Origin of the sequence: endosymbiont of Riftia pachyptila (vent Ph05) (assembly GCF_000224455.1) — a bacterium.
GTDB classification, from domain to species: Bacteria; Pseudomonadota; Gammaproteobacteria; order Chromatiales; family Chromatiaceae; genus Endoriftia; species Endoriftia persephonae.
The window spans coordinates 38698-55611 of record NZ_AFOC01000001.1; the positions used below are offsets into that span (position 1 = coordinate 38698).

The 16914-nt window shown below is 56.4% G+C and carries 11 protein-coding genes; 2 read left to right on the top strand and 9 right to left on the bottom strand.

Translation table 11 applies throughout. The annotated features are described in order from the left end of the window. Nucleotides 1-26 precede the first annotated feature (26 nt). From gltB to RIFP1SYM_RS00235, 9 genes are all read right to left on the bottom strand, one after another. The gene (gene gltB, locus RIFP1SYM_RS00195) at nucleotides 27-4652 is read right to left on the bottom strand and encodes a glutamate synthase large subunit (RefSeq protein WP_005958491.1); all 4626 of its coding nucleotides are present in this window, start codon (nucleotides 4650-4652) and stop codon (nucleotides 27-29) included. 195 nt (nucleotides 4653-4847) lie between these two features. Further along, nucleotides 4848-6707 carry an ATP-binding protein gene (locus tag RIFP1SYM_RS00200; RefSeq protein ID WP_240991972.1) on the bottom strand — a complete coding sequence of 620 codons (1860 nt, stop codon included), beginning with the start codon at nucleotides 6705-6707 and terminating at the stop codon, nucleotides 4848-4850. Between the two features lie 30 nt (nucleotides 6708-6737). Further along, entirely contained in the window at nucleotides 6738-7820 is a 1083-nt protein-coding gene (aroB, locus tag RIFP1SYM_RS00205; RefSeq protein ID WP_039959378.1) for a 3-dehydroquinate synthase, read from the bottom strand. Nucleotides 7821-7854: 34 nt separating this feature from the next. Then, nucleotides 7855-8376, bottom strand: coding sequence for a shikimate kinase AroK (gene aroK, locus RIFP1SYM_RS00210; RefSeq protein ID WP_005958494.1), 522 nt, complete (start codon nucleotides 8374-8376; stop codon nucleotides 7855-7857). 101 nt (nucleotides 8377-8477) lie between these two features. Next, a complete protein-coding gene (locus RIFP1SYM_RS00215) occupies nucleotides 8478-10682 on the bottom strand; it encodes a type IV pilus secretin PilQ (protein WP_005958495.1) in 2205 nt (734 codons plus the stop codon). Nucleotides 10683-10699: 17 nt separating this feature from the next. After that, complete coding sequence (locus tag RIFP1SYM_RS00220) at nucleotides 10700-11239, bottom strand: pilus assembly protein PilP (protein WP_005958496.1); 540 nt, start codon at nucleotides 11237-11239, stop codon at nucleotides 10700-10702. Next, nucleotides 11236-11844, bottom strand: coding sequence for a type IV pilus inner membrane component PilO (locus RIFP1SYM_RS00225; protein WP_005958497.1), 609 nt, complete (start codon nucleotides 11842-11844; stop codon nucleotides 11236-11238). Before RIFP1SYM_RS00225 ends, RIFP1SYM_RS00220 begins: the two co-directional genes overlap by 4 nt. Further along, entirely contained in the window at nucleotides 11841-12401 is a 561-nt protein-coding gene (locus RIFP1SYM_RS00230) for a PilN domain-containing protein (RefSeq protein ID WP_006475435.1), read from the bottom strand. Before RIFP1SYM_RS00230 ends, RIFP1SYM_RS00225 begins: the two co-directional genes overlap by 4 nt. Beyond that, complete coding sequence (locus tag RIFP1SYM_RS00235; RefSeq protein WP_039959384.1) at nucleotides 12401-13471, bottom strand: pilus assembly protein PilM; 1071 nt, start codon at nucleotides 13469-13471, stop codon at nucleotides 12401-12403. Before RIFP1SYM_RS00235 ends, RIFP1SYM_RS00230 begins: the two co-directional genes overlap by 1 nt. A 372-nt stretch (nucleotides 13472-13843) precedes the next feature. Here RIFP1SYM_RS00235 and RIFP1SYM_RS00240 point away from each other — a divergent pair, with 372 nt between their 5' ends. Together RIFP1SYM_RS00240 and RIFP1SYM_RS00245 are read left to right on the top strand one after the other, a co-directional pair. After that, on the top strand, nucleotides 13844-16291 hold the full coding sequence (locus RIFP1SYM_RS00240; protein ID WP_005958500.1) for a penicillin-binding protein 1A: 2448 nt from the start codon (nucleotides 13844-13846) through the stop codon (nucleotides 16289-16291). An 8-nt stretch (nucleotides 16292-16299) separates the two neighbouring features. Next, entirely contained in the window at nucleotides 16300-16905 is a 606-nt protein-coding gene (locus RIFP1SYM_RS00245) for a hypothetical protein (protein WP_005958501.1), read from the top strand. Nucleotides 16906-16914 lie beyond the last annotated feature (9 nt).

Genomic DNA, 16914 nt, shown 5'->3' on the forward strand with positions numbered 1-16914 from the left:
TTTCGCGGACCAATAATCAATGGCTATCAGGCGCCGGCCCCGGCCTGCTTCTCTGCCTGCAGCGCCTTCAGTGCGCGACGGTACTCCACCGGCATCACCTTGACGAACTTCGGCAGGTACGCCTCCCAGTTGTCAAGAATGTTCCTCGCAACCTCAGAATTGGTGTAGTGCAGGTGGTTTGCGATCAGCTGCTTGAGGCGGATCGCGTCGAAGCGGGTCATGTCGTGACTGACATCAACCCGACCATGGGTCTCCAGATCACCGCCCTGGTGCTCCAGCGCCTCCAGCGCGTCGTCCTCTTCGGCGATCGGCTCGAGCTCAACCTGAGCCAGGTTGCAGCGAGCCTCGAAGTCGCCCGCCTCGTCGAGCACATAGGCGATACCGCCCGACATGCCTGCAGCGAAGTTACGGCCGGTACTACCGAGCACCACCACGACACCGCCAGTCATGTATTCACAGCCGTGGTCGCCCACGCCCTCTACCACTGCGCTGGCACCGGAGTTGCGCACGCAGAAACGCTCACCGGCGACCCCGCGGAAGTAACACTCACCGGAGATCGCACCGTACAACACAGTGTTACCGACGATGATGTTCTCCTCCGCCTTGCCGATCTTTGACTCGCTAGGCGGGTAGATCACCAGACGTCCGCCAGAGAGGCCCTTGCCGACATAGTCGTTGCCTTCACCGGCCAACTCCAGGGTTACGCCTTTGGTCAGCCAGGCCCCAAAGGACTGACCAGCAGTGCCTTTCACCTTGATATAGACGGTGTCATCCGGCAGCCCAGCGAAGCCGTACCGCTCCGCCAGCCGACCAGAGAGCATAGTGCCAAAGGTGCGGTTGTAGTTGTGGATGTCGATCGCGATCTTCACTGCCTCGCCCCTCTCCAGGGCGGGTGCGGCCTGTTTGATCAGCTCGTTGTCGATCGCCTTGTCGAGACCATGGTCCTGGCGCTCGCTATTGTAGACCGCATCGCCCTCGGCGGCTTGCGGCTTGGCCAGCAACCGGGAGTAGTCGAGCCCCTTCGCCTTCCAGTGGCCGATCGCCTTGCGCATGTCGAGACGCTCGGACTGGCCGATCATCTCGCCAAAGCTGCGGAAGCCGAGCTTCGCCATCAAACGACGCGCTTCCTCGGCGACGAAGAAGAAGTAGTTGATCACATGCTCGGGCTTGCCGGTGAAACGCTGGCGCAGCTCAGGGTCCTGAGTGGCGATGCCCACCGGGCAAGTGTTGAGGTGGCACTTGCGCATCATCAAGCAGCCTTCAGCGATCAGCGGTGCGGTGGCGAAGCCGATCTCATCGGCGCCCAGCAGGGCGGCGATCACCACGTCACGACCGGTGCGCATGCCGCCGTCAGCCTGTACCGCGATGCGTGAGCGCAGGCGGTTCAGCACCAGAGTCTGGTGGGTCTCGGCGAGGCCGATCTCCCAGGGCGAACCGGCGTGCTTGATCGAGGTCAGCGGCGAGGCGCCAGTGCCGCCATCGTAGCCAGAGATGGTGACATGGTCGGCGTGGGCCTTGGAAACGCCAGCGGCAACCGTGCCCACACCCACCTCCGAGACCAGCTTGACGCTGATCCGCGCCTTGGGCTGTACGTTCTTCAGATCGTGGATCAGCTGGGCCAGATCCTCGATCGAATAGATGTCGTGGTGCGGCGGCGGCGAGATCAGCCCCACACCCGGGGTGGAGTGGCGTACCCGTGCGATCTGCTGGTTGACCTTGTGGCCCGGCAGCTGACCACCCTCACCGGGCTTGGCACCCTGGGCCATCTTAATCTGAATATCATCGGAGTTGACCAGATACTCGGTGGTTACGCCAAAACGGCCGGAGGCGACCTGCTTGATGGCGGAACGCTCCGGGTTACGCGAACCGTCCGGCAGCGGATTGAAGCGCGCGGGCTCCTCGCCACCCTCACCGGTGTTCGACTTGCCGCCGATCTGGTTCATCGCCACCGCCAAGGTGGAGTGAGCCTCATAGGAGATGGAGCCGAAGGACATGGCGCCGGTAACGAAACGTTTGACGATCTCCTTAGCCGGCTCGACCTCGTCCAGCGGGATCGGCTGCTCGGCAAACTTGAACTCGAACAGGCCGCGCAGAGTCAGCAGGACCTCATTCTGTTCGTTGATCGACTTAGCGAACGCCTCGTAGCTGTTCCAGTCGTTGGCACGTACCGCATGTTGCATCTTGGCGATGCTCTCAGGGGTCCAGTTGTGATCCTCACCACGTAGCCGGTAGGCGTAGTCGCCGCCCACATCGAGATGCTTCTGGTAGATCTGCTGCTCACCAAAGGCCTTGCCATGCCACTTCACTGCCTCGGCGGCAACCTCCAACAAGCCCGCACCTTCGATGGTAGTGGTGGTACCGCTGAAGTAGTCGTCGATGAAGACGCTGGAGAGACCCACCGCATCGAAGATCTGCGCACCGCAGTAGGATTGGTAGGTGGAGATGCCCATCTTCGACATCACCTTCTTCAGCCCCTTACCAATCGCCTTAATGTAGCGGGCCTGGGCTTCGGCAAACGCCAGCGGCTCAGGCAGTGAGGCAAGCTGCGCCTGGATGGTGTCAAAGGCGAGATAGGGATTGACCGCCTCGGCACCGTAGCCGGCGAGTGTGGCGAAGTGGTGTATCTCCAACGCGCCACCAGTCTCGACCACCAGCCCCGACTCAGTACGCAGCCCTTTACGGATCAGGTGGTGGTGCACCGCAGAGGTGGCCAGCAGCGCCGGGATGCCGATGTTGTCGGCATCGACCCGGCGGTCGGAGAGGATCAGGATATTGTAGCCCTCTTCAACACTCTGCTCTGCCAGTTCGCAGAGCGCGCTCAGCGCCGCCTTCATCCCTGCCGCGCCCTCGCTGACAGGGTAGCTGATATGCAGGGTCTTGGTGCGGAAGGCACCACCCGTGTTGTCTTCGATGTGGCGGATGCGCTCCAGGTCCTCATTGGTCAGCACCGGCTGGGAGACCTCCAGGCGCTTTTGTCGACCCGCATCGGAGAGGTTCAGCAGGTTTGGCCGCGGCCCGATCAGGCTCACCAGCGACATCACGATCTCTTCGCGAATCGGGTCGATCGGCGGATTAGTCACCTGGGCGAAGTTCTGCTTGAAATAGGTGGAGAGATGCTTGGCACGCAGCGACAGCACCGAGGGCGGGTTGTCTGCACCCATCGAGCCGGTGCCCTCCTGGCCAGTCAGCACCATCGGCGTGAGCAGGAATTTGATGTCCTCCTGGCTGTAGCCGAAGGCCTGCTGAGCGCGCAGCAGAGTCGCGGCATCCGGAGCCATTGGAGCGACATCCGAGGGGAGGGCGTCCAGGTGGATCTGGGTCTTATCGAGCCACGCCTGGTAAGGCTTGGCGCTGGCGATCTGCTGTTTCAGCTCGGCATCGTCAATGATGCGCCCCTGCTCCATATCGATGAGAAACATCTTGCCCGGCTGCAAACGCCACTTTTTGACGATCTTCTCTTCCGGGATATCGAGCACGCCCATCTCAGAGGCCATCACCACCAGATTGTCCTCGGTGATCAGGTAACGGGCAGGACGCAGGCCGTTGCGGTCGAGGGTGGCGCCGATCTGCCGGCCATCGGTGAAGGCGACTGCGGCAGGGCCATCCCAGGGCTCCATCAGGGCCGCATGGTATTCGTAGAAGGCGCGGCGCTGCTGATCCATCTGCTTGTTACCGCCCCAGGCTTCTGGGATCAGCATCATCATCGCGTGAGAGAGGCTGTAACCGCCGGCCACCAGCAGCTCCAAGGCGTTATCGAAGCAGGCCGAGTCGGACTGGCCTTCCGGGATCAGCGGCCAGATCTTTTCCAGATCCTCGCCCAGGATACCGGAGGCCATCGAGTGCTTACGCGCCCGCATCCAGTTGACATTGCCGCGCAGGGTGTTGATCTCACCATTGTGGGCGATCATGCGAAAGGGGTGGGCCAAATCCCAGGTGGGGAAGGTGTTGGTGGAAAAGCGCTGATGCACCAGCGCCAGGGCGCTGGTCATCCGCTCATCACGCAGATCTTCATAGTACTCACCGACCTGGTTCGACAGCAGCATGCCTTTGTAGACGATGGTGCGCGAGGAGAAGGAGCTGAAGTAGAAGGAGCTACCGCCTTCCATCTCAGCCTTACGCACCAGCTGTTCGATCTGCTTGCGGATCACAAACAGTTTGCGCTCGAAAGCTTCCTGATCTGCACAGTTGTCGCCACGCGCTACGATCACCTGACGCACCACCGGCTCGGTCGGGGTCACACTGTAGCCGAGACCGCTGTTGTCTACCGGCACATCACGCCAGCCGATCAGCTGCTGGCCTTCTTCCTTGATAAGGCGCTCGACGACCTCTTCGCAGACAGTGCGGCTCGCCTCGTTACGCGGCAGAAACAACATGCCAATCGCGTACTCACCCACCGCCGGCAAATCAAAATCGACGACTGCGCGGAAGAAGACATCAGGCAACTGCATCAGGATGCCAGCACCGTCACCCGCCTTGGGGTCGGCACCGACTGCACCACGGTGGGTCAGTCGATCAAGAATCTCCAGCCCCTGCTGGACGATCTGGTGGCTCTTCTCGCCCTTGATGTTGGCAACAAAGCCGACACCACAGGCATCATGTTCGTTAGCGGGATCGTACAACCCCTGGCGCGGAGGTAAAGCACCTTGGTTCATTGCAAAACCTCTAAGGTCGATTAATGCGCCAAGGCCGGATATAAACCAGACATTTGGCGCTTATTCAAGGCAGTTGAATCCTGTTTGGCGCTGATCGCCGGGCAATAGCACCTGCTGCACCGCAATATGGCGCGCACGAAACCGCGTAGCATATATGAGAAATGGAGCACAAGCCAGTGCTTGACAATCAGCAGCCTAACGGGAGGCTGTCCAGCTCCAGAATGAAGCAGGCATTCTGCTCTTAAGTGGCTGAAATATGGATGCTTTACCTCGTCTATCGAGGTGATTCAAGCATGCTCGATTGGATCGAACCCAGACCGCGAATCCAGAGCGTTTTTCGCCGCAGCGAGGCCGGAAGCTCGGCCTGAGCCGCCTTCGCGCTCTTCCTGTCAGGATAGACACCCCACAGCAGCACATGCCAGGGTTTTTGTTACGACGCGACTCAAAATAGATCGCCCGCTCCTCCAGCCCATGACGCCGCACAAACTCCAGTAATGACTCAAGCCGACCGACACCCAGCATCTGGATCGCGTAGGCATCCGGCTTCTGGCTCTTGAGCCACGCATCGCGTCGAAACGGCTCAGAAGTCTGCGCTGGCGAGTCCCCTTTTTTGTCTTTTACACTGGCTGCCTCCAACAAGCCAGCCGCAGGCAGCAGCTCCAGCTCTTGCTTCACCTCCGCGACAACAGTCGGCGATTCACCGGCGGTTTCGACCTCCTCAGTCTCGGTGACAGCAGTCGCATCACTACTCTGCTCAGACTCAAACTCAGCAGCAGTTCGGGCTTCATCTTCACCGCCCACCTCAGGCGCGGCATCAACCGCCTGCTGGAGCAGCTCGGGATTTTCCTCCGGCTCAGATGCCGTCACCTCATCTACCATCACAGACTCATCGACTACAGCCACTTCATCGTCAGTCGACACTGGCTGCTGCTCTGATGGCACCTCAACCACCTCAACGGGCATTGACTCCGGTTCCGGTGATTCCGCATCGGCTGGCGCCTTCGCTTCGGGTATTTGCACAGACTCTGCTGGTGTGGCTGGCGCAGAGTCGATTTGCACTGGTGGAGACGCCGGAGCTTGCCCGGCCTCTACGTCAGACTGGTTCGCCAGCACCAAAGCAGGCTCCTGGCGCAGCACTTCAGCCGGGGTCTGTTTCGGCGCCGGGACAAGCTGGTCCAGTTCACCCAGCATCAGCATCTCTGACTCCACCGGCAACGTTTGCCGATCTGCACCACGCTTAATTACACCGGGGTCGATAAGACGATTGATCTGCTCTTGAAACAGCAGGACGCCACCTAACAATAAGACCACGACCGCAATCCCGGTGCGCTTGATCACCGCCATATTGCTAGCCTTAGACGAAGCCGCGCCCTCTTCTGCCTCCCCGAGCGCATCCAGAATCGAGGAAGCAAGAGCGCCGGGCCTGCCCCCCGTCTCCCGGTGGATTCGCTCAAGCAGTGCGTTATTCAACCCTAGCCGTGCCGGCAACTCCTCGGCACGGATAATAAACTCCATGAAGGCGCGGACATGCTCCAGAGAAATCACCGGCAGATCAATTACATGAAGTTTGTCGGTCGCCATTGCCCGAATTGGCGCGGCTGTCAGTATCGTATCGACCTGTGGATTACCAAACAGGACGAGACTGGCCTGAGGGCGGCCGTCAATCTGCTTCTCAAAGATTCGCATCAAGGTGATGATCGCAGAGTGGGGAAGCTCGTGAGCATCGTCAACAAGGATCACTGGCGTCACGCCCTGAGCGCGTAGCATCTGAAAGTGCTTGCTCAGCGCCTTTGACCACTGCTCCTCCTGCGCAATGCCGAAGCAACGGCAGATCGTCGAGATCACCACATCAGGCTGAGTCAGGGGCGTCGCATCGACGAGGCAAACCTGCCAGGACTCCGGAGCTTGCTTACGCAGCTGGGCAACGATGGCGCTTTTACCAACACCGGCTGCACCCCGCACGACAGGCAGCAACTCGCTGTTTTCAATCAGGTGTCGAAGCAGATCGAGGCGCTGCGCCAGCTCTGGAGTTGAGAAAAAATCACTACTGATCACCACTGCACACCTTTCAGGAGAGGCGGATTATTACTGATACGACTCCAACGTTTCCAGCAAAGACTGATGGTCAAAATCATCCGTAACAACTGATTGCCCAATTCCCTTCAGCAATACGAGACGGAGTCGCCCATCCAGTACCTTCTTGTCGACCGCCATCAGCTGCAGAAACCGATCCGGGCTGATCTCAGCGGGAGGCTGGATCGGCAGCCCAGCCCGCTCAATTAGACTGCAACAACGCTGCAGGTCATCTTCTGTTATCCAGCCCATCCTGTGTGAAAGATTGGCTGCCATGCTCATGCCCGCGGCCACTGCCTCACCATGCAGCCAGGCTCCGTAGCCCATCCCAGTCTCAATCGCATGACCAAATGTATGGCCAAAATTGAGCAGGGCGCGCTGACTAGATTCCCGCTCATCCGCCGCCACAACGTCTGCCTTGCAACGGCAGGAGACCTCGATAGCATGGGCGAGGGCGGCTGGCTCCCGGCTCAGGAGTCGATCCATATTCTGCTCAAGCCAACTAAAGAAGGCTGAATCGACAATCAGGCCATATTTGATCACCTCGGCGATGCCCGCCGCCAATTGGCGTTCATCCAGTGTGTTGAGTGTCGCAGTATCCGCCAACACCGCAAGCGGCTGATAGAAGGCACCGATCATGTTTTTCCCGAGCGCGTGATTCACACCGGTCTTACCACCAACAGATGAATCGACTTGGGAAAGCAGTGTTGTCGGAACCTGGATAAACGGAATCCCCCGCTGGTACGATGCCGCCGCAAACCCCGTTATATCACCGATCACGCCACCCCCAAGTGCCACCAGCGTCGCCTTACGGGTAAAGCGATGTTCAAGCAGGCCGGTAAAGACCTTGTTCAGTGTCTCCAGAGTCTTATACTGCTCCCCATCAGGCAGGATGATCGTGGCCACATCATACCCAGACAATGCAGACAGGGTCTCATCAAGATAGAGCGGAGCAATGGTCTCATTCGTCACCACCATCACTTGCCTACCTGTAATATGGCGACGATAGAACTCTGCCTGGTGGTGGATCGCTTCTCCGATATAGATCGGGTAACTTCGTTCGCCAAGCTCAACAGTCAATGTATTTGTAGACATATGCAACTCTCACCAACCACCTAAATGATACTCATCAGTCAATCAACTCCAGGCGTTTACTGATCTCTCTCGCAACAGCCTGGGCATTCCGCTGCTCAGTTGCAATCACTATGTCCGCGGTCTGTCTATAGAGCGGGTCCCGTATCGCCATCAACTCCTGCAACTTGGCAAGGGGGTTTTCTGTCTGCAGCAGAGGACGACTTTTGTCTCTGCATGTCCTCTCAAACTGCTGTTCTGGCGAGCAGTAGAGGTAAACTACGAGACCCCGCGATGAAAGATTGCGCCGGTTCTCATCACGCAATACAGCACCTCCACCTGTCGCCAGGACAATCGAATCCTTACCGGTCAGTTCATCAATAACCACGGCCTCACGTTTGCGAAATCCTTCCTCACCTTCGAATTCGAAAATAGTGGGGATATCAACGCCGGTGCGCTTCTGGATCTCGAGATCCGAATCCAGAAAATCCATACCAAGCACTTCAGCTAACTGCCTGCCAACTGTGCTTTTGCCAGCCCCCATCGGGCCAATCAAAAAAAGACTTTGTCGCCTAGCCATTGAACTCAGATATATCCATTTGACGATGCGCCTGCAAAAGGTACTCTAAAACAGAAAAGGCGCGCCAAAAGGCGCGCCTGTATATTTAACGATCGATGTGCCTAGCGAATTCGAAGGGATTCCTTAAGAATCTTTGGCGTCACAAAGATCAGAAGCTCTCGGTTTTCATCCGTATTTTCTGTTTTTCGGAACAGAACTCCAACATAAGGCAGATCACCGAAAAGCGGAACCTGCTCCCGGTTCTGGGTCTTGGTTCGCTCAAATACGCCACCAAGAACAATCGTTTCTCCATTATCGACCAGCACAGTCGTCTCGATCTTACGAGTATCGAGTGGCGGCACACCCAATACAGAACGGGAGAAGTCCGGACTGTCCTTGTTTATCTCAAGATCCATACGAATTCTATCGTCGGGGGTTATATGAGGCGTGACGTCTAGCTTCAATACTGCCTCTTTAAAACTCACAGAGGTCGCACCACTTGATGTGGCTTCCTGATAAGGAATCTCTACGCCCTGTTTGATAGTTGCCTTATTCTGATCCGAAGTGATAACACGCGGGCTTGAGATTACCTCACCTTTGCCCTCCGACTGCATCGCAGAAAGCTCCAACTGCAATAAATAAGAACCCACTTTACCAACCAGGAAGTTGATGGCACCAGAGGGCGCTGTAGCCGGCAGGTTTACCATCAGCGCCTCATTTCCAGAGCCGGCGGGGATTTCAATACCGGCGGCAATCGGCTGGCCGGTAGTCGTTGTCATAAAAGTGCCCTTATCAATACCGAATGAGGAGATATGGCCAGGCATTCCACCAGCAATCAAGGCTTCATTACTACCCGCACTGGCACTGGTAGTTGCACCAAATCGCACACCCAACGCTTTGGTAAAGTCATTGTTGGCAATCACGATCCTGGACTCAATCAGAACCTGACGCACTGGAATGTCAAGCCTTTGCAGCAGTCGGCGAATATCTTCAAGCTTTGAAGCAGTATCCTGCACCAGTAGGGTATTGGTCCGCACATCTACTGTAACGTTACCGCGCTCAGACAGCAGACGATTCTCGGAGGATTTCAATAATGAAGCCAGATCAGCGGCCTTTGCATAGTTAACCTGGATAAATTCCGATCTCAGCGGGGCAAGCTCTTCTATCTTTTGCTGCGACTCCAGCTCCAACTGCTCACGCGCCGCAATCTCCTCAGTTGGCGCGACCATGATGACATTATCATTGCGCCGCATTGAGAGGCCCTTGGATTTGAGAATGATATCCAACGCCTGATCCCAAGGTACATTTTTCAGGCGAAGAGTGATCCGTCCACCAACAGTATCGCTAGTCACTAGATTGAGGCCGGTAAAGTCGGCCAATAACTGCAACACCGATCGCACTTCAATATCCTGAAAATTGAGCGATAGCCGATCTCCCGAATAGACTAACCGCTCTTTCTGCAAAGCTTCCTTTTCAGCTTTACTCAAAGGTCGCAATTCCACAGCAAATACATCATTTGCTTGATACGCCATGTATTCGTATTCGCCTGTTGTGGAGATCGAAACAATAACATTTTCCCCTCGCGGCCTTGTTTCAATCTTTGTCACTGGCGTCGCGAAATCAACCACATCCAGGGTTTGCACCAAGGATGACGGCACAGTCACACCAAAAAACTCCATCAATACCTGACCACCCTCTTCCCGCACATCAACTGCGATAGTAGGATCTGAAAACGTCACCAAAACGCGGCCCTCTCCATCTGTTCCGCGCCTAAAATCGATCTCCTCAATGCTATCGGCCTGTCCAGCTGCTTTAGCAGCTACTGCAGTCGCGACTTGAGGTTCTTCTGTGCCTTTCTCCGGTGACTCAACCAATCCCCGGTTGCCCGCATCCAAGGTCAACACCACATCCAAGCCATCTACCTTGAGAGTAAATGCTACTGTGCTGATCAGGTTGATCACCACCCGCGTTCTGTTTCCAGCCTCAAGGGCTGTGACACTTTGTACGGCTCCAACACCAATCGGCAATGTTTTATAGTCGAGCGCGCTACTTACTTCTGCAAAGTCCAAGGCGATTCGCGCCGGCGATTCGGTCGTAAAGCTGGCTGGCAACACAATCTTTTCGGAAAGTGACAACCTGAGCTGAAGCTGATCGCCGGGGAGTGCGGAGAAATCGATAGATTTCAGCTGATTATCTGCAAACGCAGTTACCGGAAGAATCCACAGGGTAAGCAATAGGTACAGGAACCACTTGGGCTTTATCCCTCGTGACGGCGTGTTGACGCCTTCTTCCAGTCCGCTCCTGATTGCCGCTGGCAAACCATTCATTTCATAAATCCTCTGGATTATTCCGTCAACGCAAGGGAGGCCAAGCGCTCACGATATCCGCCTAAACCATCCTGAACAATTTCCGTCAGGTCTATCTTCTCTTCCGAAATCACAGTCACCCGCCCATGATTCCGCCCCATGTAATTCCCAGCCCGCACCCTGTGAATCGTGCCTTCAGGCGTCTGCACCAAACCCCAAGTGGTTCCATCCTGCTCCAGAGTACCAACCATTCGAATCGAGTCGAGCGGGAAGTGTTCCAACTCCTCCTTACGTCGATTGAAGTTAGGCGAAACACCATCATCCACGGTAACCCGGTCAATCTCTGTCTGTTGGACCTCCGATGAAAAGGGATCACGTCGCCCCCCACTCTCATACAAGAAGGTATCAATCTGTTGCACTTCTGGCAGAGGATCTATACGGGGCGGTGTCGCTGACTTGGTATCAGCAACGAAGCGTTCCAGGTCATCAACACGGGACTCAGTACACCCTGCCATCATAAAAAGCGGCACCAGAACAAACCACCACTTTGAGCGCATAGTAGGAGAGGAGAGCATCATTGTTCCTCCTCCTCGTTCATATAGCGGTAGGTCTTAGCTGTTGCCTCCAATATCAGGCGGCCATCATCTGCCCCCGCTGTTCTCTTTTTCCGGTGCGAGATATTTACATTATGTATGGTGACAATTCGTGGCAGGGCAGCCAAACCACTTATAAAATCACCAAACTCATGATAATAACCATTCACCTTGATCTTGATTGGTAACTCTGCATAGAATTCTCGTGGCACCTCTCCTTGAGGCTTAAACAGTTCGAATTCCAGACCTGCTGCCAGCCCAGTCTGCGAAACATCGACCAACAGATCAGCAACCTCGGTTTTATTCGGCAACTGGCGCAACATGGCACCGAACGATTGCTTCATCTCTTCAAGCTGCTTTTTATAGGCATCAAGATTCGCCGCCTTCGATTGCTTCTCGACGAATTCATCACGCAACTTCAACTCTTTCTGTTCAACCTGTTTCAGCTTTTTGAGCTGCTTTTCAGTATCCACATAATATCCGACGGCCCCAACCAGCACGCACACGATCAATACCAGGATAAGCTTGACCACCATCGGCCATTGGCCAATGTTGTTAAAATCGAGTTCATTGAGCTCCTGTAGGTTCACTTGTCTTCCTCCCTATTTTGGGAGATCTGCTGCGCAACCAGCACAAAATGACTAAGACCAGTACCAGTCTCTTCTTTATTTTCGATCAAGTTAAGGTTGGGTTTGCCTAGCCATTGGGATGCCTCGATTTTGCGCATAAATGCAGAGACCCTGGCATTAGATTGCGCCCGCCCTGTAATCTTCACCCGTGTTCCCGACTGACTGACTTTGGTCAGATAGACCCCTTCCGGCAGAGTCGCAACCAACTCATCAAACAGATGGACTATCTGAGGCCGGCTACTTTGCAACTCTTGGATAATATTCATTCGTGCCAACAACCCCGCCTTTGTTCTGCCAAGGTCGCTGATCTCCTTGATCTGCTGCTCAACAACAGCAATCTCCCTCCCAAGGAAAGCGTTGCGGCTATCCTGAGCAGCAATCAAGCTCTGAATATGCATATGCAATGAGATGATGGCGATGACCGTCACCACAACAGCCGCCATCAGCATGAAACCAAACTCCCGCTGCCGTTTTTTGCGCTCCGCTTCACGCCACGGAAGTAGATTGATACGCGCCATTAATCGAAACTCCTCAGGGCTAGCCCACAAGCTATCATCAAGGCTGGAGCATCTGCGCTAAGCGCCTGTGGCTTCACTTTGGACGACACTGACATATTGGCAAATGGATTTGCCACCGAGGCAGGCGTGCTCAACTTCTCCTCGATCAACTCATCGACACCGGGAATCGATGAACTGCCACCTGCCAACACAATGTGTTCAACACTGCTGTAGGCACTGGATGAAAAGAAGAACTGGAGCGAACGACTCACCTGCTGCGCCATCGCCTCTTTAAATGGCTCCAGCACTTCGGGCACATAATTGTCCGGCAAACCACCCTGGCGCTTTGCCATTCCTGCCTCTTCCAATGAAAGCCCATACCGCCGTTGAATCTCTTCGGTAAGCTGCCGCCCCCCAAAATTCTGCTCACGTGTGTAGATGATCTTGTTGTTGTGCAGAACGTTGAGGGTAGTGGTGGTAGCGCCAATATCGGCCACGGCAATAGTCTGGTCAACCCCATGCTCAGGCAACTGGTCAACGAGTTGAGAACATGCATTCTCCATCGCATAGGCTTCAACATCGACGATTGCCGCCGTCAGCCCGGCCAACTCCAAGACAGCAACCCGATCGTCTACATTCTCACTGCGCGACGCCGCCAGTAGCACATCCATCAACTCCGGATTTTTTTCCGATGTTCCCAGCACCTCAAAGTCGATATTGACCTCCTCCAAGGGGTAAGGGATGTACTGATCAGCTTCCAGCTGGATCTGGCTCTCCAATTCCTGGTCTGACAGGGCGGCCGGCATAGAGATCACCTTGGTGATAACCGCCGACCCCGAGACGGCCACCGCCGCCTGCTTTGCCTTGGAAGCAGAACGCCGCAGCACAGCCTTGATCGCCTCTCCCACAGCGTCAACATCGGCGATGTTTTTTTCAACAACTGCATTTGGCGGCAAAGGCTCTACACCATAGGCCTCCACCCGGTACATGGCGCCACCACGGCCGGCATTCGAGGAAAGCTCCAACAATTTTACTGTCGTAGAGCTGATATCAATCCCAACCAGAGGTGGTTTTTTTCTACCGAAGAACATGCGGGTTTCCTGAAAAGCCTTCCCCAAGCCCCAAAACCGAGGAATCTCTTTAACTAGAGTAGTTAACTATATAGCAGCAAATGATTTTTTTGTGAAGCCGTTTTTTGCCAGCAACCACAAACCCTCTGCCAAGTTCTGTTAGTATATCGCTTCTCACAAACACTGGGATAATCTGAGCGAGAAACAGTGACCTGCGCCGCGGCAAAATAACCAACAGCATTTATTGGAACACGCAACTTTTCCGCGCAGCACGCGACTAACGGAGAGATCTTTGTCCTCAGTCATCCCCCTGATCGACCAAGAGCCCAATGGCTCGATCTACGAGCACTCCATTCTGGTCTCCCAGGACCCCTTTTTTCTGTGATGTAGCGCATGAAGCCACTGCATAAAATCGTAAAATTCATCCTTCTCCCGGCTCTCGTCATGTTTTTGCTGGGCCTGTCCGGTATCTACGGCACCTACCTTTATCTAAAGCCTGACCTGCCATCCATCGATGTTCTTAAAGACATCCATTTTCAGGTCCCGCTTCGAATCTACAGCAACGACAACAAACTGATTGCCGAATTCGGCGAGAAGCGTCGCCAGCCACTACAATATGACGAGGTACCAAAGCGCCTGATCCAGGCGATCCTGGCCGCCGAAGATGACCGCTTCTTCGAACATCCGGGTGTTGACTATCACGGCCTACTACGGGCCGCATTCCAGCTGTTGCTGACCGGAGAGCGCCGTCAGGGCGGCAGCACTATCACCATGCAGGTGGCGCGAAACTTCTTCCTAAGTCGAAAGAAGACCTTCACCCGTAAACTCAATGAGATCTTCCTCTCCCTCAAGATCGAAAACGAACTCAGCAAAGAGGAGATCCTGGCACTCTACCTCAATAAAATCTATCTGGGGCATCGTTCCTACGGCGTTGGCGCTGCCGCGCTGGTCTACTATGGACGACCGGTCAGCGAACTCACACTGGCGGAGATCGCCATGGTTGCAGGTCTGCCAAAGGCACCCTCAAAAAACAACCCCATCAGCAACCCCACGCGCTCAAAGCAGCGCCGCAACTATGTGCTCGGCAGGATGCGCAGCCTGGACTTCATCTCTGCTGAAGAGTATGAGGCGGCCCGCATCGCCCCGCTGAGCGCCTCCCTGCACCAGGCGCTCAGCGAGGTAGACGCACCCTACGTAGCCGAAATGGCCCGTGCCGAGGCGGTCGCCCGTTTTGGCAACCAGGCCTATACTGGCGGCTACCGCATCTTCACCACCATCGACAGCCGCCTCCAGCAGACCACCAACACGGCCCTGCGCAACAGCCTACTTGCCTACGATAAGCGCCACGGCTACCGCGGCGCGGAGGGCAATCGGACACTGCCACAGCCCTCCACCCCGGAAACCCTCGATCCACTGCTCGCAGAGCTCAAGCCGATCGCTCAACTCACCAGCGGCATAGTCACCGAAGTGCAGGAAAAATCCGCCACGGTCTACATCGGTAACGGCGACAGCATCACGCTTGAATGGCTAGGTCTCGCTTGGGCCGCTCCGTTCATCGACCAGGAAAGGGTCGGAAACGCACCAAAAAACGCCGCTGAGATCCTCAAACCCGGCGACCTGATCCGCGTTACGCGTGAACCGCAGCCAGAGGGCGAACCCATTTGGCGTCTGGCGCAAATCCCCCAAGTTGCCGGGGCCTTCATCTCCCTCAACCCCAACGACGGCGCGATCCAGACCCTCACCGGCGGCTACGACTTCTACTGGAGCAAGTTCAACCGGGCCACCCAGGCCAAACGCCAGCCCGGTTCTGGCTTCAAGGCATTCATCTACTCCGCCGCACTGGAAGCAGGCTACACTCCCGCCAGCCTGATCAACGACGCCCCGGTGGTATTTGAAGACCCGGCACTGGAGGCAGCCTGGCGACCGGAGAACTACAGCGGTCGATTTTTTGGCCCGACCCGGCTGCGCTATGCGCTGAAAAAATCCCGCAATCTCGTCTCGATACGGCTGCTGCGGTCGATGAACATCGAAACCACCCTCGACTACATCAGCCGTTTCGGCTTCAGTAAAAGCGAACTACCACACGACCTCTCCCTCGCCCTCGGCAGCGGCGCCATCAGCCCGTTGCAGATGGCTCAGGGCTATGCCGTGCTGGCCAATGGCGGTTATCGCATCACGCCATACCTGATAAAACGCATTGAAAACGACCGGAGCGAAACCCTTTTCAAAGCCGAACCCGAGATCGTCTGTGAGCCACCCGAGCAGACATCCAGCCCAACCGCCGCGGACAAAGCCGCTCCTCTCTACGCCACCGAGCCCCCCCCGCAACGCTGCGCTCAACGGGTCATCTCCGCGCAAAACTACTACCTGATGAACTCCATGATGCGCGATGTAATCCAGTCGGGCACCGCAACCCGCGCTAAGCAGCTCGGCCGCAGCGATCTGGCTGGCAAGACCGGCACCACCAACGACCAACGCGATGCTTGGTTCAACGGATTCCACCGCGACCTGGTTGCCATCGTCTGGATCGGTTTCGATGACGTCCAGCCCCTCGGCCGGGGTGAAGTGGGGGGCAGAGCGGCGCTCCCGGCCTGGATCGACTTCATGCGGGTCGCCCTGGAAGGAAAACCGGAATCGTCTCTGGAGATGCCTCCCGGCATGGTCACCGTGCGTATCGATCCGGAGACCGGTGAGGCGGTGAGCGCGAGCCAGAAGAACGCAATCTTCGAGACCTTTCGCGAGCAATACGCGCCAACACCACCCAGCAGCGAAACAACTCCAAGCACCACCTCCAACCCCAACGGCGGCGACACATCAACATCCGAGGTCGATCCTTTCTAAAACAACAGATGAAGGCCGACAAACGTGAACTTCAGCGCCGCATCGCCTACGAAGCTGCGCGCATCCTGACTGAACAGCGCTCTGGGGATTACGCCTACGCCAGCCGCAAGGCGGCAAACCGTCTCGGCCTCAACGACCTACGACAGATGCCGCGAAGGGAGGAGATCGAAGAGGCGTTGCGCGAGCAGCAGCGGCTGTTTCTGGGTGAGCAACAGACCAGCGCGTTGCAGCAGCTTCAACGCGATGCCCTCGAAGCGATGCACGCTCTCAGCCGCTTTCTGCCGCTGCTGGTCGGCGCGGTGCAGGCCGGCACCGCAGACCGCAACTCAGCGATCCAGCTGCTGCTATTCGCCGACACTCCGGAAGAGGTGATCTTCGCCCTCTCCGACTTGAACATCCCCTGGCGTGATAGCGAACATCTGCTGCGGTTTGGCAACGGCCATCCCAAACCCATGCCCAGCTTCCGCTTTCGCGCCGGTGAGAGCGCCTTTGAACTGATCGTGCTGCCCCCGAAAGGTCGCTACAGCCGACCACTCGAACCCGGCGGCGACCAGCCGATCAGAGGCATCAACCGTGATCAGCTCAGCGCACTGCTCAGTCAGGCGCCGACCTGACCGCTCCAC